Source organism: Vibrio owensii (genome assembly GCF_002021755.1).
Taxonomy (GTDB): Bacteria; Pseudomonadota; Gammaproteobacteria; order Enterobacterales; family Vibrionaceae; genus Vibrio; species Vibrio owensii.
This window is the reverse complement of sequence record NZ_CP019960.1, coordinates 346,690-371,219: the sequence shown is the minus strand read 5'-3', so window position 1 is coordinate 371,219 and position 24,530 is coordinate 346,690. Positions and strand designations below refer to the sequence as shown.

Genomic DNA, 24,530 nt, shown 5'->3' with positions numbered 1-24,530 from the left:
AATTCCAGATACTGCTCCAATGACTCACTACTCTTGCTCGGTGTCTTTCGCTTTGCGATGAACACTGAAGTTAAACTTCGTGAGCTTATTCGGGGTAATTCGCAACACTTTCGGGTTTTCGCTCACCACTTCCATCGAAGTCGGTAACGAGTCAGTGTCTAACTTCACTAGGAAGTTTTTCCCTTTCTTATTCAGTACCCATTGGTCGGGCACGTGGTAGCGTCCGTACTGGTCTGTATGAATGACGATGCCTTCCACCGTCATCAGCTTGACACCAGGTATCCCGTCTTCATAAACCCCTTTGTTCTCAATCACGATTTCCCACAAGTAGGCATCGCCATGTCGATAGAGGTTTCTTGTGACGTTAAGATTCTCTGCACTTAGGCCGTTCTTTTTGTCTGATTCATGAGCAAACTTGATTTGGCCTTGCGCATCAAATTCGATGCGTGAGCCACCGTCCGATGTGACGGTAAAATCAAAGCTCTCACGAGTACGTGTTTTGAATTGAATCGCGACAGATTTTGTTTCAGAGATGGTGCGGTTTATCGAGTGGCCCCAAAGATCACCCAATTCAACACCTTCTTGCACGGCTGAAATCACTTGACCATTGTCTCGCTCATCCTCAACCGACAGCTCTTTCCCATCACGGACGACGATTGTAGAGCCAGCGATGTAGTCCTGTGTAGGCAAGTTGGCAATCAATTCCACATCAAATGCCGTCGCGTCTGCTTGGAAACCGTCTTTGTTGTGGTCTTCAAACACCTTACCGATGATGGATGAGGTATCGAATACCTTGTCCGGTTCTACGGTCACTTTGGCACTGTCTTCGTTCGACACCGCAAGGCCATCGACTTTCGATACCGCGGTGTTGATGTAGTCTCCAAACGTTGCGCCAACGGAAACTCGCAGTAGATAACGAATACGTAGCTTCTCGCCCGGATCGAAGTTCAATGAAGTAAACAGCAACTTGCCCGTGTCTGATGGTTCAATAGTCAACACTCGGTCGTCTTCATTACCAAACTCACCATCTGGGCCACTCAACACCACTTCCGATGTATCAAGGATGTACTTGAAGCCGCCTGGGTAACGGTCTTCCACGGTGACGTTTTTGAAGTACGATTCGTTGTTGTTTTCCACGATCACTTCGTATTCGACGGCATCGCCCACTTGCGCGGTGTCTTGCAACGCCGCTTTCGTTAGCAGAAGTTCACCACTGTTATCCGGGATCTTCTTGATGTGCGTGGTCACGCTGTCACTGGTTTGTGTACCGTCGGTTTCTGTCGCGGTAAAGGTGTTGGTGATGTCGTCATCCAAGCCTTTACCTAGCGTGCCCACAACTTCAAAGGCAAACGCATTACGTTTTTTCGACTTTAAGTTAACCGTTAAATCCAAATCTTCGCTTGCCGGGAAGGTGTGGCGATCGATCACGCTGCCGCTGTCGTCTACTTCAACACCTTCAATCGTCCAGTCGGTAAAGACTTTGTTGCCCGCGTCATTTTGCAGCTCACTGATTTCATCGGTCAGACGAACATTGGCTGCGTTACCGTCACCTTGGTTCGTCACGGCTAAGTAGTAAGTCACGGAATCATCATCCGGTGTGTATTCCGGCTTATCAGAACGCTTCTCAACCACAAGCTCAGCAGGAACAGGTGGTAAATCCAACGCTGCGACTTGGTCTGCAGAACCTTGCACTGAGGTTGGCGACGGCATCATGCCTTTTGAGCGCGCCATTGCAGCCGGATTCCACGTCAGATCTAAGTAGTAACCGAGTACATCAATGTTGGTCAGCATGTCTTCATTGACGGTCAACGTGAAGGTGTAATCAATCTTACCGCCCGGCGCAATATCAACGATGGTGAACAGATCTTTATCGTCTTCATAATCGCCCGGCTGAGTTTCAGCACCCTGCCAATCCGCCGTTAACGTCCAATCATCAAAGGCTTTGTCACGAGAACCATCGATGTAATCACCCATGGATTCACTGAACTGGGTATAGATAGCAACGTTCTTCGCAATACCGCGTCCAATGTTTTCAATCACTAGGTGATATTCCACTTTTTCACCCGGCACGTAATGTGGTGCGTCGGTATACAGCTCAGCTTGTACAACCGCACTCACACTCTGAACGGGTGGACTGATCACATCACCACCATCGACTTGCGCGGTGTTTACAATAGCCCCGGTCGCTGAATCCACAACCGTGCCTTTCGCGCGGAATACCACCTTACCTTTTGGTGCAATATCCACGCTGTATTCTGTTGGACTGACTGATTCGACATTACTGCCTATGGTTTGTGATTCAACCTCAAGCGATGTTGAGCCATCGACAAACGCAGGACCTGTCGTACCATCGTAATAACCAACTTGGATAGAAGACATGTCATCCACCACGCTCAAATCGGTGATGTAGTTATTCGAGGTGTTCTCGATAGTGATCAAGAACTCCAACTCTTCACCAGGCTCGTATTCGGTTTGAACGTTTGTTTTGGTGGCAACAAAATCGGAATCCATCGGCAGCATAATCGCCGTTGAATCTTGAGAAACACCGTTGTAAGTGACGGTTGCAGTGTTACTGATCTCACCAATCGCGGTGGTACGGATCAGCGCTTTCACACGGAAGGTCACGGTACTCTCAGGCGCAATATCCATGGTTGCATTAATATCGTCGCTGAGTTCGAACGTTTTTGGTGTCACAACAGTGCGTTCATCCGATGCTTCGTACGTCACTTCCCACAACATAAACGCCGACTCTTTATTACCACTGGTGGTATCAACATTGATGTCGCTGATGATGTCTTTCAGTTCAACACCAGAAGCAAACGCCAATGATGTGTTACTCACGGTAATGTCATAGTTGATCAGCTTCGTCACTTCATAGGTTGGAGTGTCTACTGATTTGTCGATGGATACCGTCGCGAGGATCGGTGTACTGATTGCACTCTTTTCTGTTGTATTCCCTTCAAACGTTGTACTCGCGGTATTGGTGATGTCACCCGTCGCATTGGCTACCGTTGTCGCTTGAATGGTATAAACGATCGTATCTTCAGGAGCGATATCCAGCGTCTCTTTCAGATCTTCACCTGTTGTTGGTGCTGGAACTGGCGTTTCACCCGTAGTTGAGACCGCTGAAATCTGAATTGAACTTGGGTCAAATGCTTTTCCTGTGGTACCGCCAGCAAGCGTTGTTTCAATCGACTTCAATGTGTCTTCAATTTCAACGGCTTCCGCCCAACCTAAGCCGTTGTTCTTAACCGTAACGGTATAAGTCAGCGTATCACCCGGTAGGTATTCAAGCTTGTCGACTTCTTTCGCCAACGTGACTTGTGCGTCTTCAGGCAAATACGTTGCTTCCGCTGTGTAGTCTGTGCCATCACTGTCCACTTTAACTAGGTTAGTGATGTTGCCTTTGGCCTTGTCGTTAACGGTATTCGTCACAACGAAAGAGTAACTATCACCAGGATGGATACTGTAAGTCGCACTGTAACCTTGATCGGTATCGATCACGTTTTTGCGAGCGTTTAGCAAAGGATCGCCACTACCACCAAGTACTTCATCACTGATCACCCACTTACCCGTGAAGGCTTGTGCTTTGTCGGTACTGTTCGCCACATCGGTCATAATGGTATCGATGCGATCCACCAGTACTTGGTCGACCAAGTAACCTTCACCGACGTTAGTTAACGTGATTTTGTACGCAACAGGCTGACCCGGTTGGTATTTCGCATCCGGCTCCGCAATCGGTGTCGTCTCTTTTGTCAGTTCCAATTGGCCCGGTTTTGGTGTGATGTAGCCTTGTGTTAGCTTCGCTCGTTTACTACCCAGACCATAAAGAAGGAAAGCGGTATTGGTAAAACGACCTACGGCATCATCACGAACTTTACCTTGTATGTGGATACGAATAACGGTGTATTTATCTCCACCACCAGTACCTGCATCATCACGTCCTGCCATTTTTATTGAGCCCGCAGGAATATTGATATCCGGATTAGTTACACCAACGAGCTTATCTAGCTCGGAGAAATCATTTGCCGCAGGATCTGAAGGTGCAGAATCAAACAACACTTCATAATCCAGAGTCCATTCTTCTAGAGCAGGCTTCATAGAGCCATCAACTGTTTCAACTTCAAAACTGTTAATGTCATCCAGCAGACCAAAAAAGCCGGTACTTACATCGTCATTGGTAATATCGATGTAGTAGTTAACTGTGCCCCCCGGTACATATTGAGGAGTATCAGTCCATTTATCGATTAAGTACTGAGATCGGCCAGCTTCCAGAACAATATCGTTCGTGTTGTCGCCATTGACTTGTGCAGCATTGGTTATTGAACCTGTCGCAGAAGCAGCCACCGTCCCTTTCACATCAAAAACAATGCGTTCTCCTGGTCGAAGGTCTACTGTGGCATTCAATGGTACGTTACCGTTGTAGTTACCCTGGACGTCGTAGGTTCCCGCCGGCTCAACTGCGATCGACGTTGACCATTGCGTAAATGCTGCTGTGCCATCTGAAGTATTAATATTGTTGATGGCATCGATAACCCGAACGTCATTAGCGATGCTATCGCCCGTGTTTTCAAGGGTGACTTGATACTCCACATCACCGCGAGGTGCATAAGTACAGCCACTGCCATCACTAGAAGGAACCGAACAACTCGCGGAATCGCCATCGGTGTACTCTAGCGTCTTGAAGTAGTTGATTTCTGAAGGCTTAGGTGGAATAGTTTCCGACGAAGCCGACTTACCATCTGCGGTCACTCGGTTCGCTTCAATCTCACCCAACGCATCGTCTCTCACTGCACCTGTCAGATTAAAGGTCAGCGCTTCTCCAGCTGCAATATCCACTTCGATATCGAGATTGCCGGCTACGCTGTAACCCGGAACATAGGTATCAATATTCGTGTCGATACCATTACTCACCGTATGACTGATATCACCAGAGGCATACGCCGGTTTGGTGGTACCGCCAATAACTTCAACACCAATATCGGTCACCGTATCTTGAATACGCACATCGTTCGCCCACCCGTTTTCTGGGTTAGTAACGACGAACTCGTACTCTACTTCGTCACCCGGAATGTAAGTATCTCCTGAGGTGAAAGGCGTACCATTAATAGACACGACGCGTTTTTCCACATTGATGTTGTTCGCCAAAGGCAGCAACAGCGCCGTACGATTTTTGCCATCGTAGTTCGCGGTGTTTTGAATATCTCCCAACGCATCTTCACGGATGGTGCCATGGATGGTGAACGTCAATGACTCCTGAGGTGCGATAACAATGTCATTGTCGATATCAATACGAGAACCATCGACAAAACCAACTGCCTCGGTAATCGAGTCTGTTGCTGCATCTTTCGCCAAACTCACTTCCCAACCCGCATTAAATGGTTGGCCGACAGGATCGCCACCCGCCGTCGAATTATCTTCCGCAATACGGGTTTGAATCGCAGAGATGGTGTCTTTTAAATGAGAGCCATACTCGGTGCCATAGCCGTTGTTTTTCAGCAGAATACGGTAGTAAACCTCACTCTCACCCGATGCTTGCGAGTAGGTGGTTTTCTCTGTGCTGAATCCAGCATCAGAGAAGGCTTTCTTATTAAAGCTGATTTCCGGATCGGCCATTGACGCTATTGGTGATACAGCAATTAGCTTGTTGCCATTGCCTTCATCGATATAAGCTCGGTTAGTGAATGAACCAACCGCTTTTGGACTGATCTTTGCACGAATGACATATCGCACATAAGAATCCGATAAGAAGCCACTAAAACCTTTCGCTGCAATGTCGAAATGCGTGTTGATAGGCTGATTATCTCTAATAGCACTATCTACATCGGGGTCGCTGATACTAGAACTGTCTGAAAAGGTGTCGATGGTCCAGCTTTCGAATGCAGGTCCACTAGTTCCGTCATAATAATCGGTGGTAATCGTATCTAGATCATCTCTCAAGCTCATATCATCAACGTGCGCGTTGGAAATATTGCCAATCAGAATCTCATATTCTATATAACCACCTGGCATGTAATCTGACGCACCTAGCATCTCGTTACCATCAACATCGTAGAAAGCTAGAATATTTTTTTGATATTCAATCTTTCGGGATTCCTGCTGGATGTCGTGTGAGATGGTATCGCCATCAACCTTCAATAGATTGACAATATTGCCATTGGCATTTTCGTTAACATTAGCAATGACTCGATACTCAACAGAAGCCCCCATTGGAATATCTGCAGTGACATTTAACCCAGCGCTCTCCGAGCTATTTGTCGTATACACATTGCCCTGACCATTACCAGCATCTACGTATTCAGCATTCGCCCCCGACGCACTAGAAGTTAATGTCCAATCAGTAAAAGCCTTACCAGAAGTACCATCGACCAATTGAGTTTCAATAGAAGAAATGTCATCCAAGATAGGGATATCATTTGCATTTGCTTTTCCATCATTCTCAATGATCAGGCGATAGGTAATGGTTTTACCCGGCTCGTAAACCGTTTCATCAGTGATTTTGTCAAAATTCAGGTGATAATCATTCGGAATGACAATGGTGTCACGATAGCTGATATTACCCACCGCATCTGGACGAATCATCCCTTTCACGGTGTACGTAACATCTTCTCCTTCATCGATATCAATCGTAGTCACGATGTCATTATTGTCAGCGACCGTACCGTCTTTAGTACCATCTGTCGTGCCCGCATTCGCAGGATCACTTTTCTCTACGCTTACGCTGAACTGATTGGTCTTTGTCGTAGGATCATAGAATGGGTTGCCCGCAGAACCATCTTGCAGCTCAACCGAAATACCATTAATCAATTCATTAACATCAACGTTATTGCGGTAGCCTTTGCCATCTTGTGACGTGTATTTGAAGGTGTAGATCAGCTCATCACCTGGAGAGTATCGGTTGATGTTGGTCGTACGAATTACTTCACCATTGTTATAAACCTGATGGTTTTCAGCCACAGCACGTTTTAAGTACTCACATGAAGTAGTACAACCTGCGTCATCTTTGTGAATCAACAATGCCTCGTTGCGGATCAAATATTGTTCACCCGCTTCGACCCCGTTAGAAACCGCGTTGTCTTTGACCAGCGCTTTGATTTTAACGGTAACAAAATCGTTCGCAGGAATGTTCAGCGGGATCTCAACATCGTCGGTATTAGGCGTACTGTAGGCACCGCCATCCACTGAATACGACCAATGTTCAAATGGATTTTGCTCGAGCAAATCTTCCACTTCTCCATCTTTGTCGTTTGCTAATGTTGTCGTTATCTCACTCAAGCGGTCAATTAATATCAGCTCAGATTCTGGCTCATCAGCATTATTTGCTACGACAATCGTGTAAATCAGCTCTTCTCCCGGCGTATAGCGCACAACACTCGTTGTTTTTGTCAGAGAGACGTTTACATCATATACACTGTCTCTATTATCGATTTGGGCCGACGAACTGTGGTCGCGATCGGTAAGTGGATCATATACATCTACTCGGTTAGAAACTTGTTCATGAGGATAATCACTCTTCACTAACCCAGTGATTTCGTAATGAACCCAACCTCCTGGAGTAATATCGACGTCAGTATCGATATTTTCGTTATTTGATACATCGCCGTAGCGCGAGCCAGGTTCGTCAGTGTTTGTCGAACCAGTTACGGACCAATTGGAGAAGAAATTCAACGCTTCAATATCATCTTTTACTGTTGCGTCATTAGCATAACCAGCACCACGGTTATACACATAGATATCAAATGTGGCCGTTTCACCAACGACAAAATCAGTGTTTTGAGCTGTTTTCGCGACAACAAGGTTTGGTTCGTTCGGGTGCGTCGTTACTGAATCTGACAAGTTGATGCTGTCTTCCGCTTCAGTCGATTTGACGGTTGCCGTATTTGAGAAATGTCCCCATAGGATTTCAGTGTCTACGCTGCGATCAAGGGTACCAACGATTGTATATGTGATGGTTACACCCGGTGGGATTTGAGCGATAACATCAAGGTCGTTGTTATCAGAAAAGTCTCCTGCGTCAGCGGCTACTTTTAACCAAGGCGAATCCGCCTCAATGTCTGCAGAAATAGTCCAAGAGGTGAAGACTTTCTTCATCGCACCAGCTGGCTCTAAGAGCTCTGCCTCTATGGTGCTGATGTCGTCTTTAATTTCGATATTGGAAGCAAAACCATTACCTTCAGGGTTAGTTACGCTGATGGTGTAAGTCACTTCATTGGTCGTATTGGTGTACCAGTTTTGTTCATCATTACCATCAACGCGCTTATCCAGCACTAAGTAGTAATCACGAGGGTATGAGCCTCGGTCAGAATAGAGCTTACCATCCACTTCTACTTGGTTTCGGATCTCCCCATCAGCGATTGGGTTCACTACCGCAGAAATAGAGTAGATGATCGTTTCTCGCGGAGCGAGCATCGCATCCACATCGAGAATGTTATCGTTGGTCTGGTTGCCCTCGATCGGGTCAACAAATCCAGGCTTGCTAATAGTCGAAGGGGAGCCATCCTCAGAATAAGCTTGAGCAGTAACGACCCAACTGACGTAAGCGTTAACATTAGTTCCGTTGATTGATGTAGTAGATACCGATGCAAGATCATCAAATACCGGCACATCAATAGCGTACCCATCACCACTATTCTCGACCGTAATGGTGTAGTTCAACGTACCACCAGCAGAGTAATAACGTGAATCCACCTCTTTTTGAACTTTTAAGTTGGCGTTTGGCATTTGTACACCAGAGCCACTCTCTATGAGGTTATCACCCAGACACAAACCTGCATCAGCTTCATCATCAACAATCTGACCTACACTGTCGTCCGCCACTCTTGCCGTCAACTTGTAACGAACATAACCTTCAGGAGCCAAATCGACTTTTAGGTCAATGTCGTCGGTGGTCCAAGCGCCATAGTTAAACGAGCCGTAGTTAGAGCCTTCGCCACGGCTATCCGCAACTTCAAGTTTCCATTCAGAAAAAGCAGATCCAGACGAACCATCAACTTGCTCAGTAACGTTACACGCAAACTTGTCTAGCACGATGACATCATTGGCAAAGTATTTCGAATCCGCGTTCGAGATTTCGATGTCGTAAACCACTTCATTCTCACCAGAAACACCTGGCACATACGTCGTGTCTTTGGTTCGCTTGTCGCGTTTAATTTGGCTCGATGATGAATCGAGAACATCTTCCGTGTTTAGCGTATTTGCAAGCACGCCAGCTGAATCAGCGCCGCCTTCATCGTTAAGAACTTTCGCCTCCAACTGAGGGATCTTACCGATAGAAACGGGACTTGCATGCACCACAATGGAATAAACGATTTCTTCACCAGGGTAGATAGACACTTTGTCGTCGAGTGATTTGTCGGTTTGCTTGCCCGATGCTTGAAGCTCAGAAAGGCTGTTCGAGCCAATCGATGCCACTTCATTGGTCCAAGTCGAGTACGGGTTACCCGTTGTGTCATCGGCATTTTTGTCGTTGCTGATGTCGTTACCTAGATCCGACTTCAACGAGTCCATCAACTGCTGAACAGTGTAGTTGTGAGCGATACCTGCACCTGAAGCGTTACGCACTGTGATGGTGTAGGAGAAATCTTCGCTAACGAGATAATCGTCCGTTTTGTTTAGCGAGTGCGAGAGTGTGACATCAGCGTCTTTTGGCGGCGTTGTGATACCACCAGCTGATTGGTTGTCGTCACGTGTTTTTGCTTCAGCGCTGTCATTGATGATGTCGCCGACCAACGTCGAATCGATTTGACCTCGAATGGTATAGGTGACTGAACCACCAACTGCGATAGATACATCCTTCGCATCCAAGTTGCCGCTTGTTGAGAACGTCCCCGCATTACTGCCAGAGCCCGAAGTAGAAGAACTGTTTGAGACAGACGTAAAAGCTGGAATCATTGCACCATTGATGTCTTCGGCCTCAATATCGGCCACAAGGTCGGTAACAGTCATACCTTGGATTTTTGCAGAGCCTGTGTTCGATACTTTTAGGGTGTAAACCAGAGCCTGCCCTGTGCCATATTTATCAACCGACGCAGAAAGATCGATGCTGTGTTCATATACCACTCTCTGGTGGGTAGTTGTGTTTGAGTCTTCTCGTGAAAGCGCACCAGAGCGAACATTGGCAACGTTGTTAATATCACCCGCCGCCTGCTCAGAAACGGTTGCTTCGATAGTGTAAGAAACCGTGCCGTTATTGCGAATTCGAACATCAGTCGCAGTAAGGTTGCCATTTCTGTCGTAGTCACCAGCAGAAGATAGAAAAGAAGCGGACGCGGAGATCTCTGCGCTTTCAAACGCATTCACTGAACCGCCGGAGTCACCGGAAGTCATGATGTTCATGATCTCATCATTGACCTCTAACCCAGAAAGTGTGGAACCAGAGGTGTTGGTTAAGGTCAACGTGTATTCAATCTGGTTGCCGTTATCGTATTGGCCACTTACTGGTGACAACTGGACATCAAGCCCGGCTATATCCGCTTTCGCAGGCATAGCAATCAATACCATTAGGAACGACAAAAACGCACCACCTAGGGTGCGAATCAAACGACTAAAATCTTTCGACATGCTTACTTCTACTACCCAAATCAGCTAGTTAAGGAGAATTAAGATTAATTAAGGCGAATTAATCAGCAGAAAAGTTTAGCGAAGCGAGTGTGATTACAGTCGGCATCTTTTGAGCGAAGAGTTTTTTAAATGCCTATTACGACCATGAAGAAAAACAATATGTAAGGCAGGATTTAAGGGGGGTAGCATTCAAAGCATTGATATATCGCTACAACTCGCCAAATCAGAACCAATGATTTTATAACTCTTTAGTTGATAAAAACTTATAAAACCGGTCAATAAGCAATCAATTCAAAATCGGAAAGGGAAATTTTTGTTGACATGAAAGACTAGGAACGCGCTATTTCAGAGCATTCCTAGTCGATAGAGAAGGGACTTTTCTTAATCTAGCAAGCTGTCTTGATAAATCATTTTTTTACTCATTCCACCATCAACGACCAAGTTATGGCCATTAATGAAGTCATTCTCTGGGTGCGTTAAAAAAAGACACGCATTAACAATATCTTTTGCTTTCCCGACTCGACCTGATGGGTGCTGCTGATGGTCAAAACTGTCAAGTTCACCATACCCTTCAACCTGAATCCAACCGGGGCTAACCGCGTTGACGGTAATTGGCGTATCTGACAACGAAATGGCCATCGATTGTGTCATAGAGACCACACCACCTTTTGATGCGCCGTAAGCATCCCAACCAGATTCATTTTGATTCCAGCGCGTAGAAGCAATGTTGATAATTCGTCCATAAGACTGAGCATGATTCAATGCGATAAATCGTCGGGAACAAGCAAACGCGCCTTTAAGGTTAACGTCAATCACACGAGAAAACTCTTCAAAAGTCAGCTGCTGAATGGGTTTGTTAAAGTTGGCGATCGCACCATTGTTGATGAGAACATCGACTTTGCCGTACTTTCCTTGGATCTCATCAAAAGCCTGTTCAATCTGCTCTGGTCGCCCTAAATCAACGAGGTGAAAATCCATATCTGGATTCCTATTGGGCGCAATGTCTAGCACGATAACTTTTGCTTGTTGCTCAAGGTAGGCAAGAGCAAGGTGTTGACCGATACCTTGGCTACCGCCAGTAATCACGACCACTTTATCTTTATACATACAGAGTTCTTAATTATTTTTAATAACCCCAATTTTAGAGCCCAAACGCATAAAAAAATAGGCACGATTCTCGCAAAATCGTGCCTAAAGAGTGCTGAGTCAACAGCCGCTATTGTTGTTATTCGTTATCCAAAATCACCAGAGATGTATCGCTTAGTACGATCATTATCTGGGTGGTGGAAAATTTTATCGGTCGTGCCATATTCTTCTAACTTACCGAGGTACATAAACCCGGTGTAATCAGAGATACGCATCGCTTGCTGCATGTTATGCGTAACGATAACAATGGTGTATTTCTCGCGCAGTTCAGTAATCAAGGTTTCAATCGCTGCAGTCGCAATTGGGTCAAGCGCAGAAGTCGGTTCATCCATTAGGATTACTTCCGGCTCTAGAGCAATCGTACGAGCGATACATAAACGCTGCTGCTGACCACCAGATAGGCCATTTGCATCAGCATCCAGCTTGTCTTTCACCTCTTCCCATAAATGCGCGCGTTTTAATGCAGACTCAACACGATCTTTGATTTCTGCTTTGCTGAACGTACCTTGGATTTTTAGACCAAACGCCATGTTCTCGTAAATCGACATTGGGAATGGTGTCGGTTTTTGGAAAACCATTCCGACTTTAGAACGCAACTCATTAACATCGGTGTTGTTAAAGATGCTTTCGCCATCCAACAGGATTTCACCTTCTGCATACTGATGACCGTACAAATCGTAAATTCGGTTCAAGGTACGAAGAAGCGTGGATTTGCCACAACCCGATGGACCAATAAGTGCTGTCACACGGTTTTTGTAAATCGGCATGGATACCGATTTCAGTGCTGCATCTGCGCCTTTGTTGTAGTAAAAATTTAAGTTTTGAATATCCATACGATGAGTCAGATTTGCTGTCACATCGTTGGTATTAATGCTGTCTACCAAAGTGCTCATAGTTGGCCCGTTCATGTTGTTTGTAGTGACTGGGTTTAAAGTTGCCGTGTTCATGCTCTTCTCGCTTTAAATAGCTGCGGCAACGAGGTCGCCAGTACGTTAACAATCAAAATAAAGGTCGTGACAATCAGTGCGCCAGCCCATGCTAGCTCCTGCCACGATGTGTAAGGACTCATCGCAAACTGGTAAATCGTTACTGGCAAGTTTGCCATCGGTTTGCTCATGTCCGTGGTCATAAAACTGCTGTTTAGCGCAGTAAACAGCAAGGGTGCTGTTTCGCCCGAGATACGTGCGATAGATAATAGAATCGCGGTAATAATACCCGGTGCGGCAGCTCGGTAACTCAGTTGGGTAATCACGCGCCATTTAGGTGCGCCTACGCCACTGCCTGCTTCTTTGAGTGTTGGTGGAACAAGACGAAGCATCTCTTCTGTTGATGCCACAATCACTGGCAATGCAAGGACCGCGAGTGCAATTGCCCCCGCCCAACCCGAGTAACCACCAGTTGGAACCACAATCAAAGCGTAAACAAACAGACCGACGAGAATTGATGGTGCGCTCATTAGCATGCCGTTAAGGAAGCGCAAAGACTCCGCGATCTTGTTGTCATTACCTGCCTCAGCAAGCCAAGTACCAGCCAGAATACCAATCGGTGCTGCGATTAAAATGCCCAAACCAGTCAGCATCAAGCTACCAATTAGTGCGTTTTTCAAACCACCTTGGCTGCCAGGACCTGGAGTCAGTTCGGTGAAGATAGCCAAACTCAAGCCCTTCACACCTTCACCCACAAGCGTGTACAAAATACTGGCGAGAACAAAGACACCGAAGGCAGCTGACAAAGAACAAAACGCTAAGAAACTAAAGTTCTTTAATTTTCTAGTATTCATGATGACTTCCTTAGTAAACGTCGAGCAAAGCCCATCACAAAGAAAGTGATAATAAAGAGCACGACGCCAAGGCCAATCAGTGAAGCGATATGAATTGGGTCTGTCGCTTCATTAAATTGCTGAGCAATCGTCGATGAAATTGAGCTCGCTGGCATAAAGAATGAGAACTCAATACGACTCGCACCACCGATAACAAAAGCCACCGCCATTGTTTCGCCAAGTGCTCGCCCCAGGCCTAAGATGCCTGCGCTCACCGTTGCGTTTTTTACTTTTGGGATAAGAACTTTGGTGATCACCTCAAATGGTGTCGCACCTGTTCCATACGCCGCTTCACGAAGAACATCAGGAACCGATTTAAGTGCGTCACGCGTCAATGATGTCATGATTGGCAAAATCATAAATGAAAGAATAATGCCCGCCGCTAATAAACCGATACCAATCGGTGGTCCATTAAACCAACTACCGATCAAAGGAATATCAACTAAATGCATGCCTGCCCACATTTGGAACCCTTCAGAGAACCAAGGAACAAAGACAAGCAATCCCCACATACCATAGATAATGCTTGGTACGGCAGCGAGTAGCTCAATAGCCTTACTCACTGGCTGACTTAGCCATTTAGGTGCTAGTTCAGCGAGGAACACTGCCGTACCTAACGCGATAGGTGCAGCAATAACAATAGCGATGAAAGAAGTAACAAGTGTGCCGTAAATTGCAGAGGCAGCACCAAATTGACCATTAATAGGATCCCAAATATCTCTAAATACAAAGCCAGGGCCAAATTCTTTAAAAGCAGGCCATCCACCTTCAATTAGTGATAATAAAATACCAGTTAGAGTCACAAAAATTAATAAAGCACTCGCGAAACTCAATTTATTAAAAACCGAATCACCATTTACTTTATTTTTAATAGCTAATGTAGTCATAATATTTTATTCAGTTGTCTGGAGAATATATTCCCCAGACAACTTAATTAATTATTGAATAATCGCTTGGCCGTCTGATTTCAAACCATTTTTCCAAGTTTCGTTAACCATGTTAACTACCTTGCTTGGCATTGGGATGTAATCTAACTCTTCCGCAAGCTCACCTTGCTCATAGCTCCACTCGAAGAACTTCACGATTTCTTTTGCTTTGTTCGCATCCGATTGGTCTGTGTGCATTAGGATGAACGTAGCAGCCGTCATTGGCCAAGAATCAGCACCTGGCTGGTCGTTGAGTAACAGGTGGTAACCTGGTGCATTTTCCCAATCAGCGTTAACTGCAGCTGATTGGAAAGTGTCCATACTTGGGTTTAGGAACTTGCCTTCTTTAGACTGCATTTGGGTGTAAGCAAGGTCGTTTTGCTTAGCAAATGCGTATTCCACATAACCGATCGCACCGCGAGTACGGTTTACGAAGTTTGCGACACCTGCGTTACCGTTACCGCCAATTGTTGTTGCTTTCTTTGGCCATGTGATATCTTTGCCAACACCAATAGACTCATGCCATTCAGGGCTTACGCGGTCTAGGTAATCAGTAAAGTTGTAAGTCGTACCAGAACCGTCCGAACGGTGCACTACGTAGATAGGTTGATTTGGTAACTTCACGCCTTCGTTTAGCGCTGCAATCGCCGGATCATTCCAATTCTTGATGTTGCCTAGGTAGATATCAGCCAGCACTTTGCCTGTTAGCTTAACTTCACCAGCATCAATGCCAGGGATGTTTACTACAGGAACAATTGCACCCATCACCATTGGGAACTGAATCATGCCCTCTTTGTTCAACTCTTCAATAGTCAACGGCGCATCTGTCGCACCAAAGTCTACTGTGTTTGCTGTGATCTGACGGATACCGCCACCAGAGCCGATCGCTTGGTAGTTGATCTGAACGCCCGTTTCCTTTTGGTACTGCTCAGCCCACTTCGCATAAATTGGATGAGGGAATGTCGCACCAGCGCCATTGATCGTTGTTTTGGCAGCAACGCCAAATGATGCTGCAACCAGAACTGAAGACACTAGAGCTGATTTCATGAATTTCACAATATATCTCCGATATAATTTAGCGATTAAGTTGGGCTAATAAAAAAAGCAACATTTAATTAGCCCAGATTAGTTTTAGTGTTCAAGTAAAACTAGGTATTGAAATAAATCCAACAATCAATCGGTGCTCACCAATCGACGGGTGCAGATTAGAAATTCAATATGACAGTTTTATTAAACATCGACACTAAAGCGCACCATGTGAATAACAATTATCTCGGCGGAATTAATTATGATAAGAAAACTTCACACAACTTTTATAAAGTAAGTGCAGATGTAAAAGGATATGTATGCAATGCACCATAATAAGATTGCAAATATTAAATATTGATGAAGGGTACGGAGTCATTTAGACTCAAACCATGGACATGTTACTCATCTTTAAGATCTACCTCTTCTATGGCTTAGCTTTCTTCGCCATCTTTTTTGCCATTCTTTTTCGAGACTTACGCAAAAGCCGGATCGCTATCGCTTCTGCTTTACCTATTCTTGCGTTATTTGGGTTCATTCACGGTTTCCACGAATGGTCAGAACTTTACTTGGTCATGTATGAGCATGAGTTCACGCTCACCAAGGGAATAGAGACTTTTAAGGTATTCAAGCTCTGGTTCTCATTTATTGCGCTTGGTGCTTTTGCATGGAAGATGCTAGATCTCACGGACTGGAAGTACATTAAAGCCATCAAATATGGTGCACTCACTGTCCTTACCTTGTTTGTTATCAGCTTAATCGTTCGGTTCGGAAGTAACGAGTACGCAATTTACATTCACAACACCGCAAACCAAGTCCGATGGATCTTCGGCTTGGGCGCTGGCGCCATCTCTGGGTTAGCAATGATGAGCTATGCGAACATCCTAGAAAAAGAAGGCCATGGCGCATCACTTCCATTTAAGTTAACCGGTCTTGCTTTGATCGCTTATGGCATTGCAGCAGGTGTATTGACCTCCGATTTAGGCCTTTGGGTGCTTGGCGTCAGAATGGTTTGTGCCATTTGTATTTTATGCACCTTATGGATCGCACTGCGCGTGTTTGATGATGAAAAAAGCAAACAACTTGAAAGTAACATCCAACTCTCTCAACAAGATGCCAAACTTAAAGAACTTGGTGAACTGACTTCCGCGGTCGCTCATGAAATCAAAACGCCACTCTCCAGTGCGACGATGAGCTGCGATTTGTTGGAGAAACATTTACCAGACAACGAAGACAGTCATAGACACCTAGCCCGCATCCGTCACGGTTTAGAACGTGCTGCAGAGATCAGCCATGAAGTCTTGAATTATGCTCACCACAAACCAATCCAACGCGAAGTGGTTTCTTTGAAAAAGATCGTGGACCAAGCACTTTCCTTAAACCAATACCGCTTAGAGGGCTTCATTGTAAGTACTTCCCTTGATGACACACTTAATGTCTTAGGTGATGCAGGCCAATTAGAAGAAGTGGTGACCAATATCATCGGCAATGCGATTGACGCTAGCCAAGAACACAAGCAACTCTACATAGAAACGTATCAAGACAAACTGGTGGCAATTCTCTCCATTTCCGATTGGGGGACTGGGATGCCACTGGACAAAATTGCCAAAGCGAAAACACCTTTCTACACCACAAAGCCAAGGGGTGAAGGCACAGGTATGGGATTGGCAATCAGTAATCAAATTATCTTACAACACGGTGGCGAGCTAAACTTGAGGAACTCGAAGAAGAGTGACCACATTACTGGCTTAACAGTTGAAATCCGCTTACCAAGGAATATTGAATGACACTAAAACTCTTACTTGCAGAAGACGATGTTGAATTGCGAGAGGTCCTCATTGAGGCATTAACCTTGGAATCGTTTGAAGTGGTCGCGTGTGATAACGCTGAAGACGCACTAGATATTGCCAGCGAGCAACACTTTGACTTAGCTTTGTTTGATGTCGTGATGACAGGCATGACAGGGATTGAAGCCCTTTCTGCCCTAAGACGCCTACATCCAAACATTGGCATCATCATCACCACCGCTTTTGCTACTGTTGATGTCGCCGTCGATGCGATGAAGAAGGGTGCTGATGAATTTCTTACTAAGCCGTTCAACCTTGCTGCATTGTCTGTCACGTTAAAGCGTGTCCACGCAGAGCGGTCACCAAAGTCACCGCTTGATGAAAGAAAGCATGACCAGATTTTTAGTGCGCTATCCAACCCGATTCGTCGCTCGGTTATAAAGCAGCTCAAGATCCATCGAAAAATGAAGTTCATGGACCTCTGCCGTGTGGTTGGTATTGAGGACCACACCAAATTCAACTTCCACCTAAAACAACTTGTCAACAGCGGATTGGTAATTAAAGAGGATGGGCGAATTTACTCGCTGACAGAGCAAGGGCAACAAGTTCACTCCAGCATGCTTTAATACACCTTTAAAATGCATAAAAAAAGCCGACGGAGTGTCGGCTTCTTACTGTTAATTCGCTATCCCGCCCTGAGATAAGTAACCAATTCGATTATTTTTGTTCGATTGGACGAATTACTTTACATGGATTTCCTGCTGCAACTACGTTCGGTGGCACATCTTTCGTAACAACGCTACCCGCACCAATCACTGAGTTTTCACCGATAGTCACACCTGGGCAAACAATCACGCCGCCGCCTAACCATACGTTGTCGCCAATAGTAATCGGCGTGCCAAACTCAACTCCTTCTTCTACCCGGCCTTTTACATCCAAAGGGTGTCCTGCAGTGTAAATCTGTACATTAGGAGCAAATAGAACATTATCTCCAATATGTACTTCCGCCACGTCTAGTACGACGCAGTTAAAGTTCGCGTAGAAGTTCTTTCCTAGTTTGATGTTTGAGCCATAATCACATCGGAAAGGCGGTTCTAAATAGGCCCCTTCAGAGTCTGGAATAAGTGCATCAATTGCATTACGCCATTCCTCTGTATCTGGAATGCTGTTGTTGATTTTCTGCAGTACTTTTCTGCATTCAATACGTGCTTGGTAAAGTTCTTTATCCCATGCATTGTATGGCTCACCAGCCAACATTTTTTCTTTTTCTGTTCTCATTGTTCACGTCATCTCACACAAAATAAAGGCGCATCAAAACACATCCCAATCTCACAAAATGTGACCTCGTTAATGGATCATTTATTTACGTAATTTACGTACGTTCAATGACGAGATTTCAAACAGAAGCTATCTGCTAGTCTTCTCGGAATGCGCGATTCATACTCTCGGTTAATGGTTTAACAAGGTAACTCAGCGGTGTTCTTGGCTCTGATAGAATCAACACTTCAGCGTTCATCCCAGAAGTCAACCGATGCTTCGCAACGTCCTCTTGAGCTAAAGCAATACGGGCAAGATAAAAATCATCTTGGTTTTGCTCTGAGAGCTTATCCGCGGAGATAGTTAATACGGTGCCATCGAGAGGTGCTAGCGTTCTTGCATTCAAAGCCGTTAAACGAACTTGAGCATGCTGCCCTGGCGTAATCAAATCGATGTCTTGTGGACTCACACGCGCCTCCACCAGCAACTTGTCATCTTGAGGAACGAGCTCAAGCAAGGTCTCGCCCGAGCCAATCACCCCCTTTTCAGTAAACACTTGCATATTCACTACTCTGCCGGAGATTGGAGCGACAATCGCTGTTCTTGCGACGACATCTTTTGCAGAACCATACTCCTCTTTGATCGAAACAAGCTCTGTCTTAGTGTTACGCAACTCTTCGACAATTTGATTGAGTCGCTCTAGTTTCAATTCTTCGATTTTTGCTTGGTTTTCATCTAATCGCTTGGCCACGGTCAATGATTGGCGGTCCAATTGGCTGAGCGTACTGCGGACTTCTGCGGCAAGACGTTTAAGCTGAAGTAGAGCTGACTTCCCTGAAAAGCCTTTTTGTACTAACGCCTGATTACTGGCAATTTCTTCCTCAATGAATTTCAAGCGCTCACGTTCGATTACTTTCGTTGCATTGAGGTTATCCAATTCCAAATTCGCGCCTGAGATGCTCTGCGCAATGATGTTTAGTTTGCTGTCGAAAAAGCGCTTTCTCGCCTCAAATATCTTACGTTGTACTGATTTAGCTTCAGCAACAATCTCTGCGTTTTTAATCGTCTCGATATCTTGCGCCCAATTAATCTCCGGTAATTCATCAAGCTCAGCATTCAATCGATTTTCTTTGGCTAGAGTATGAATGTACTGACCACCAAGAGAATCTAATTTTGCATTTGCTTGACGCTTCGAAAGCTGGATAAGTAACTGTCCTTTTTCGACCAAGTCGCCTTCTTGAACATAAAGCTTTTCAATAATTCCACCTTCCAAATGTTGAATCTCTTGGCGCTTACTCAATACAGATAAATCACCGTAAGCGATAGCAGCACTCTCTAGTTTTGAGGTGGCAGCCCAGTAGCCTAATCCGCCCAAGAATAAACTCAGCGTCAACACGCCGAGTAGAATGGGACCTTTAAGTTTAAGCTCGGCCGTTGGCATAAAACGGAAAACGTTTTCCGCCGTCAGTTTGTTATCGGTTGGCAGTTGATTGCTCATTTCGCACCCTCGGTATATCTGTTCTTTCTTCTCCCATTAAGCGCTTTAACACCTCATCTCTTACGCCATACAATTTGACGCGACCTTCAGCGAGATACAGTAATCGGTCCATCTGGCGCAACGTACTTGGGTTGTGAGCAATCACAATGACAGTGGCCCCTTCTGACTTAAGGTGCGCGATTAAACGCTGATATGACGCTTCGCCCTCCCCATCGAGATTCGCGTTGGCTTCATCAAATACAACAACGGATGGATTGCCGTAAACGGTGCGAGCCAGAGCAATACGCTGACGCTCTCCACCGGACAATCCACGTCCATTTTCGCCAATGACAAAATCATAGCCTTTGTTTTTCTTAAGGATAAGCTCGTGACAACCGGCTAACTGAGCGGCTTGAATGACTTTTGCAGGGTCTTCATCTTTAAATCGCGCGATATTATCTCTAATCGTCCCCGGAAACAGTTCCACTTCTTGTGCGAGATAACCAAAGTGGGCTCCTCTATCTTCAGAAGCCCACGAAGAAACCTCCATCCCATCTAGAGTAACCTTGCCTGCGAGCGGTTTGATGTTACCGAGAAGCAGTCTTGCAAAGGTCGACTTTCCTGTACCAGAGGGGCCAATGACCCCCACGGAGACACCGGGAGGTATTGATAAAGAGATGGATGATAAAACAGGCTCTGTCGCGCCAGGGTGACGATAAGCTAAACCCGTAAATTCAAAATGTCCTTTCGGACGAGGTAGCGGCATGTCCGATTCATCTTGTTTAACGATCCTATCAATTTCCCACAACCGCTTATAAGCATTTCGAGCAGACATCGCGCTGCGCCATGTTCCTATGGCTTGTTCCATTGGCGATAACGCTCTGCTCATCAGAATGGAACTGGCAATCATCGCGCCTGCGGTAATCTCATGCTGGATCACCAGCCATGCGCCTCCCCCTAGCAAGCATATTTGCAACGAGCCACGAACAAACTTAGAAAAATTAGCGAGATAGATCGACTTCCCCGCCACCGTCTGTTCTAACAAGTTGGATTCGTTTGCTTTCGCATACCATCGTTCTAAGAACGCATTCATCATCCCCATTGCGACAATCGAGTTTGCGTTTTGAGTGGCAATTTCAGCGTGATTGATATGCGAAATTGACCGAACTTCACTCTCTTGTAACACCTTTCTTGTCACCAGTTCATTGATGATTCCAAGGCTAAACAGAACAATCGAACCACCTAAAGCAATGTGACCTAAAACAGGATGCAGCAAATAAACGAAAAGGATAAAAACTGGTGTCCAAGGTGCATCCAGCAAAGGATAAGGCGCCTGACTACTTAAAAAACTCTTAATGTTTTGTATATCCCTTAGCACTTGGGATGTGTAGCTTTTACCAGTATGAGTTTGATATTGGATACTACGCTTGAGCATAAATGCCGACAGTTTTGCATCCAGCCAATAGCCAAATGACTTACTCATTTGCGCACGAGCAATATCTATCAAAGACATGGTAAGTAGTGCCGCAAGGACAATAACGGTCAGTAAGAAAAGTGTATCGATTGAATAAGAAGAGATAACGCGGTTGTACACTTGGAGCATGTACAGAGGAATAGCAAGTACTAATAAATTTATGAATAAACTAAAACCAACCAGCAAGCCTATGAGCGTGCATAGTTTTTGTCTAACTTCTTTGAAAACCGTTTGTTGCACGATTATTTCCACATATTTTTATACATTAGGCGCTAGACTCGCTAGCGCCCAAAAAGGTGACTTAGATAATGAATAAGTCGCTGCCGTATGAGTTGATGTCCTCTTGCGTAACACCAAGCAATTTGACCGTCAGATCCGCGCCATCAGTAAAGACAGCATTGCCTTTAGCGTCATAAGTAAAGCTCAGATCAGCATATGATGTTACAGAGTCGCTGATGATATGCAGTGAATCTTCACCAATAGTGAAATCAACGACTTTCGCTTCCCCATGACCGCCAAATTTGTCGGTAAAGATAAACTTGTCTGCGCCACTACCACCAACCATTACATTGTCACCAGAACCAGCAACCAGTAGGTCATCGCCTGTACCACCGTTTAGCTTGTTGTCACCCAGCAAACCGAGCAATAAATCGCTACCTGTACCACCGCCGAGATAGTCGTTACCTGTGCCAGCCATTAGAATGTCGTCACCTGCACCACCAGTTAGACGATCATTTCCCTCACCACCGACAACGAAGTCGTTACCACCGCCACCAACGAAAGAATCGTTGCCACCAAAACCGATAAATACGTCATTGCCACCGTCAAAGTCAGCGACCTGATGGTTATCACCCGCGTCACCATAGTAAGTGTCATTTGTGCTCATTTTATGTCCCTCTTGGCTTTCTATTTGAATAGACCTTTATTTCACGCCTGTTTAACTTCCTACAGACACCGGAAGTCTAATAAACAAAAGCATAGGAACAAGTTTGAATATGGATTGATATTTCAAACTAACAATATTATTAGCACATTAAAAACTGGTACTTTTAGATATAAAAGGTATTTAAAACATAAGGTTAAATCTAGTACTACAGGTTTCTTCTCGCCCAACTAGTGGCTTGCGTTCGGTTTTTGACTTCTATTTTTCGAAATATGTTGTAAAGGTGAGATTTAATAGTATGCTCGCTGATAAATAAAGAGTCGGCAATTTCCATATTTGATCCGCCTTCTTTCAGCATCTGTAAAACTTGAACCTCTCTTCGCGTGAGCTCTACCTCTATAGTTGGATCAATAATATGACTCGCTTCTTTTCCTTTATAATAATTGACAAGTTGATCAAGCAAACGACGCGATAGCCAATTCTCTCCTTCTATAATTGCACTTAAGCCTTGGCATAATTTCTCCATAGAATCACTTGGACCAAAAATACCTTTAACATTGGGCCAAGAAGCTAACTCCGATGTATCCAACTCATGCCCTAAATTGAGCATAATAGTACCTAATACTTTATCGCTATCCTTTAAATAAACTAAAGTATCAGATGGCGTATCTACTGAAAAATCTACCAACAGGAAATATTGTTCTGGAATGAGTTCATGATAGCTTGGATTTTTGCTATCGATAATCGTAATCTTGGTATCGGTGTTTTTTGAAAGCATCTCCTTGAAGTTCTCACTCTGCAGACTTTGTTGAGTGATCATTAGGATTTCAGGTTTTTCTTTATACTGTCCCATAATGTTTCTCATACTTTTATTGACTAAATATTTTAGATTAATAACTAGTTATAAGTATTTGAACTCATATCTAAGTGCTAGCCGATAGAGTAGAGTTATTTGCTACTTTTTTAAATTGCAATTTCGTTAAGATCATAAACAAAAAAAGTGTTTCTCATAAAAGAAACACTTTTTTGGAACGAGATAATTATATTAGATATAAGTCGCAAAGATTATGAAATTGATTGAAATAACCATATTTATTATACGGCAATAGAAAGATCAGACATATTCTCTTTAGCCCAAATTAATGCTTGCACTCTATTTTTCACGTCAATCTTCTTAAAAATATTATGAAGATGGGTTTTTACAGTATTTTCACTCACAAATAACTGTTCTGCGATCTGTTGATTCGAAGCACCCATTGATAAGAAGGTAATTATTTGTTGTTCTCTTTTAGTTAAAATTGCGGGAACGTTCTTATTAAGTGGTCTGCTGTGTCTACGTAGATGAGTAATGTACTGTTGAGAAAACTTGCGGCTAAACCACATGTCACCTTGTAATACTTTACCAATTCCAACTTGAAGAGTGCTTATGTCATCCGATGTGTAGAATATTCCCGCGAGCGTTTGCCATACAAATAACTCTTCCGTAGAAATAGACTTGTCACAGTTTATCAAGACCTCAATAGTGTCTTTAAATGTAGCTTTCTTAAATTCCATGTAATGAGAGAACACTTCATCGGTAATCACACTGTAGTCCAACACGATTGCTGAGGCGGGATTTTGCAACTCTGCTTGGGCAGCAAGCTTTTCAGGTGCGATTAGACTTACGTTGATGCTGAGCTTCGTTTCGAGCACATCCTTCAATAAAGAGGACTGTAAGCTGTCCTCAGTTATTAAGATCACGTTCCTTGTATTTTGATGCTCCATCTTGTTCGCTGCCCTTTAGTTATTTTGATTGAAATAAGCAATAGATTTAGTTAGAGCGGCAGTATTGTCAAGTATGAAAAAAAGTAGTAACAACTAATAACTTATTGATTAGTAAATAGTTGCAAGGCATGAGTTAAATGGCGGGTATTAAAAAAGGGAGTATGAAACTCCCTCTTTATTAGTGCACTGGCACCGAACTTTTCTGATTGAACTTACCAAAGTATTGCTCAAGGATTTCTGGTGTCAGCTTTCCTTCAGCCTCTAGCTTTTTAAGCTCTGCTACGATTTCCTGTTGTTCTTCAAGAGATGGCAGCTTTACCTCTGGTTCGTCACCAGCTTCTTGTGAGATCAGTTCTAGTTCTTTTTCGAAATCATTCATAGTACTTACCTAAAATATCGAGTCATTAAACT

Annotated in this window: 15 protein-coding genes; 2 read left to right on the top strand and 13 right to left on the bottom strand. The window is 44.5% G+C overall.

All coding sequences use genetic code 11. From position 1 onward, the window contains the following. Positions 1 to 27: 27 nt before the first annotated feature. From A9237_RS18270 to pstS, 6 genes are all read right to left on the bottom strand, one after another. Positions 28 to 10,500 carry a DUF11 domain-containing protein gene (locus tag A9237_RS18270; protein WP_078610220.1) on the bottom strand — a complete coding sequence of 3,491 codons (10,473 nt, stop codon included), beginning with the start codon at positions 10,498 to 10,500 and terminating at the stop codon, positions 28 to 30. Positions 10,501 to 10,941: 441 nt separating this feature from the next. After that, a complete protein-coding gene (locus A9237_RS18265; RefSeq protein ID WP_078608959.1) occupies positions 10,942 to 11,667 on the bottom strand; it encodes an SDR family NAD(P)-dependent oxidoreductase in 726 nt (241 codons plus the stop codon). Between the two features lie 125 nt (positions 11,668 to 11,792). Continuing rightward, positions 11,793 to 12,653, bottom strand: a complete 861-nt coding sequence (gene pstB, locus A9237_RS18260) for a phosphate ABC transporter ATP-binding protein PstB (RefSeq protein ID WP_174575002.1) — start codon at positions 12,651 to 12,653, stop codon at positions 11,793 to 11,795. Continuing rightward, entirely contained in the window at positions 12,650 to 13,486 is an 837-nt protein-coding gene (pstA, locus tag A9237_RS18255) for a phosphate ABC transporter permease PstA (protein WP_078608957.1), read from the bottom strand. The genes pstB and pstA overlap by 4 nt, the downstream gene beginning before the upstream one ends. After that, positions 13,483 to 14,412 (bottom strand): phosphate ABC transporter permease subunit PstC, encoded by a 930-nt coding sequence (gene pstC / locus A9237_RS18250; protein WP_078608955.1) that lies wholly within the window; start codon positions 14,410 to 14,412, stop codon positions 13,483 to 13,485. Before pstC ends, pstA begins: the two co-directional genes overlap by 4 nt. A gap of 51 nt (positions 14,413 to 14,463) precedes the next feature. Continuing rightward, complete coding sequence (gene pstS / locus A9237_RS18245; protein WP_078610219.1) at positions 14,464 to 15,498, bottom strand: phosphate ABC transporter substrate-binding protein PstS; 1,035 nt, start codon at positions 15,496 to 15,498, stop codon at positions 14,464 to 14,466. A gap of 371 nt (positions 15,499 to 15,869) precedes the next feature. Between pstS and A9237_RS18240 the strand changes: the two genes are divergently transcribed. Next, on the top strand, positions 15,870 to 17,264 hold the full coding sequence (locus A9237_RS18240; RefSeq protein WP_078608953.1) for a sensor histidine kinase: 1,395 nt from the start codon (positions 15,870 to 15,872) through the stop codon (positions 17,262 to 17,264). Beyond that, complete coding sequence (locus A9237_RS18235) at positions 17,261 to 17,890, top strand: response regulator (protein ID WP_005441035.1); 630 nt, start codon at positions 17,261 to 17,263, stop codon at positions 17,888 to 17,890. Before A9237_RS18240 ends, A9237_RS18235 begins: the two co-directional genes overlap by 4 nt. A gap of 91 nt (positions 17,891 to 17,981) precedes the next feature. On the opposite strand, the gene A9237_RS18230 is transcribed toward A9237_RS18235, so the two are convergent. The 7 genes from A9237_RS18230 to A9237_RS18200 all read right to left on the bottom strand — a co-directional run bounded on the left by A9237_RS18230 (position 17,982) and on the right by A9237_RS18200 (position 24,498). After that, a complete protein-coding gene (locus A9237_RS18230; RefSeq protein WP_009704920.1) occupies positions 17,982 to 18,542 on the bottom strand; it encodes a sugar O-acetyltransferase in 561 nt (186 codons plus the stop codon). Positions 18,543 to 18,678: 136 nt separating this feature from the next. Next, positions 18,679 to 20,019: an HlyD family type I secretion periplasmic adaptor subunit gene (locus tag A9237_RS18225; RefSeq protein ID WP_078608951.1), complete on the bottom strand. Its 1,341-nt coding sequence runs from the start codon at positions 20,017 to 20,019 to the stop codon at positions 18,679 to 18,681. Continuing rightward, positions 19,994 to 21,712: a type I secretion system permease/ATPase gene (locus A9237_RS18220; RefSeq protein WP_078608949.1), complete on the bottom strand. Its 1,719-nt coding sequence runs from the start codon at positions 21,710 to 21,712 to the stop codon at positions 19,994 to 19,996. The genes A9237_RS18225 and A9237_RS18220 overlap by 26 nt, the downstream gene beginning before the upstream one ends. A 61-nt stretch (positions 21,713 to 21,773) precedes the next feature. Continuing rightward, complete coding sequence (locus A9237_RS18215) at positions 21,774 to 22,358, bottom strand: calcium-binding protein (RefSeq protein ID WP_009704923.1); 585 nt, start codon at positions 22,356 to 22,358, stop codon at positions 21,774 to 21,776. A gap of 205 nt (positions 22,359 to 22,563) precedes the next feature. Further along, the gene (locus A9237_RS18210; protein ID WP_032802144.1) at positions 22,564 to 23,220 is read right to left on the bottom strand and encodes a LuxR C-terminal-related transcriptional regulator; all 657 of its coding nucleotides are present in this window, start codon (positions 23,218 to 23,220) and stop codon (positions 22,564 to 22,566) included. 230 nt (positions 23,221 to 23,450) lie between these two features. Next, positions 23,451 to 24,119, bottom strand: a complete 669-nt coding sequence (locus A9237_RS18205) for a LuxR C-terminal-related transcriptional regulator (RefSeq protein WP_009704925.1) — start codon at positions 24,117 to 24,119, stop codon at positions 23,451 to 23,453. Positions 24,120 to 24,297: 178 nt separating this feature from the next. Next, positions 24,298 to 24,498: a restriction endonuclease subunit S domain-containing protein gene (locus A9237_RS18200; protein WP_009704926.1), complete on the bottom strand. Its 201-nt coding sequence runs from the start codon at positions 24,496 to 24,498 to the stop codon at positions 24,298 to 24,300. Positions 24,499 to 24,530 lie beyond the last annotated feature (32 nt).

Excerpts from the sequence above, each read along its gene's own strand:
- A9237_RS18270 (WP_078610220.1), bottom strand. The coding sequence starts at position 10,500 with ATGGTATTGATTGCTATGCCTGCGAAAGCGGATATAGCCGGGCTTGAT.
- pstS (WP_078610219.1), bottom strand. The coding sequence starts at position 15,498 with ATGAAATCAGCTCTAGTGTCTTCAGTTCTGGTTGCAGCATCATTTGGC.
- pstC (WP_078608955.1), bottom strand. The coding sequence starts at position 14,412 with ATGACTACATTAGCTATTAAAAATAAAGTAAATGGTGATTCGGTTTTT.
- pstB (WP_174575002.1), bottom strand. The coding sequence starts at position 12,653 with ATGAACACGGCAACTTTAAACCCAGTCACTACAAACAACATGAACGGG.
- A9237_RS18210 (WP_032802144.1), bottom strand. The coding sequence starts at position 23,220 with ATGAGAAACATTATGGGACAGTATAAAGAAAAACCTGAAATCCTAATG.
- A9237_RS18215 (WP_009704923.1), bottom strand. The coding sequence starts at position 22,358 with ATGAGCACAAATGACACTTACTATGGTGACGCGGGTGATAACCATCAG.
- A9237_RS18240 (WP_078608953.1), top strand. The coding sequence starts at position 15,870 with ATGGACATGTTACTCATCTTTAAGATCTACCTCTTCTATGGCTTAGCT.
- A9237_RS18265 (WP_078608959.1), bottom strand. The coding sequence starts at position 11,667 with ATGTATAAAGATAAAGTGGTCGTGATTACTGGCGGTAGCCAAGGTATC.
- A9237_RS18235 (WP_005441035.1), top strand. The coding sequence starts at position 17,261 with ATGACACTAAAACTCTTACTTGCAGAAGACGATGTTGAATTGCGAGAG.
- A9237_RS18200 (WP_009704926.1), bottom strand. The coding sequence starts at position 24,498 with ATGAATGATTTCGAAAAAGAACTAGAACTGATCTCACAAGAAGCTGGT.
- pstA (WP_078608957.1), bottom strand. The coding sequence starts at position 13,486 with ATGAATACTAGAAAATTAAAGAACTTTAGTTTCTTAGCGTTTTGTTCT.
- A9237_RS18205 (WP_009704925.1), bottom strand. The coding sequence starts at position 24,119 with ATGGAGCATCAAAATACAAGGAACGTGATCTTAATAACTGAGGACAGC.
- A9237_RS18230 (WP_009704920.1), bottom strand. The coding sequence starts at position 18,542 with ATGAGAACAGAAAAAGAAAAAATGTTGGCTGGTGAGCCATACAATGCA.
- A9237_RS18225 (WP_078608951.1), bottom strand. The coding sequence starts at position 20,019 with ATGAGCAATCAACTGCCAACCGATAACAAACTGACGGCGGAAAACGTT.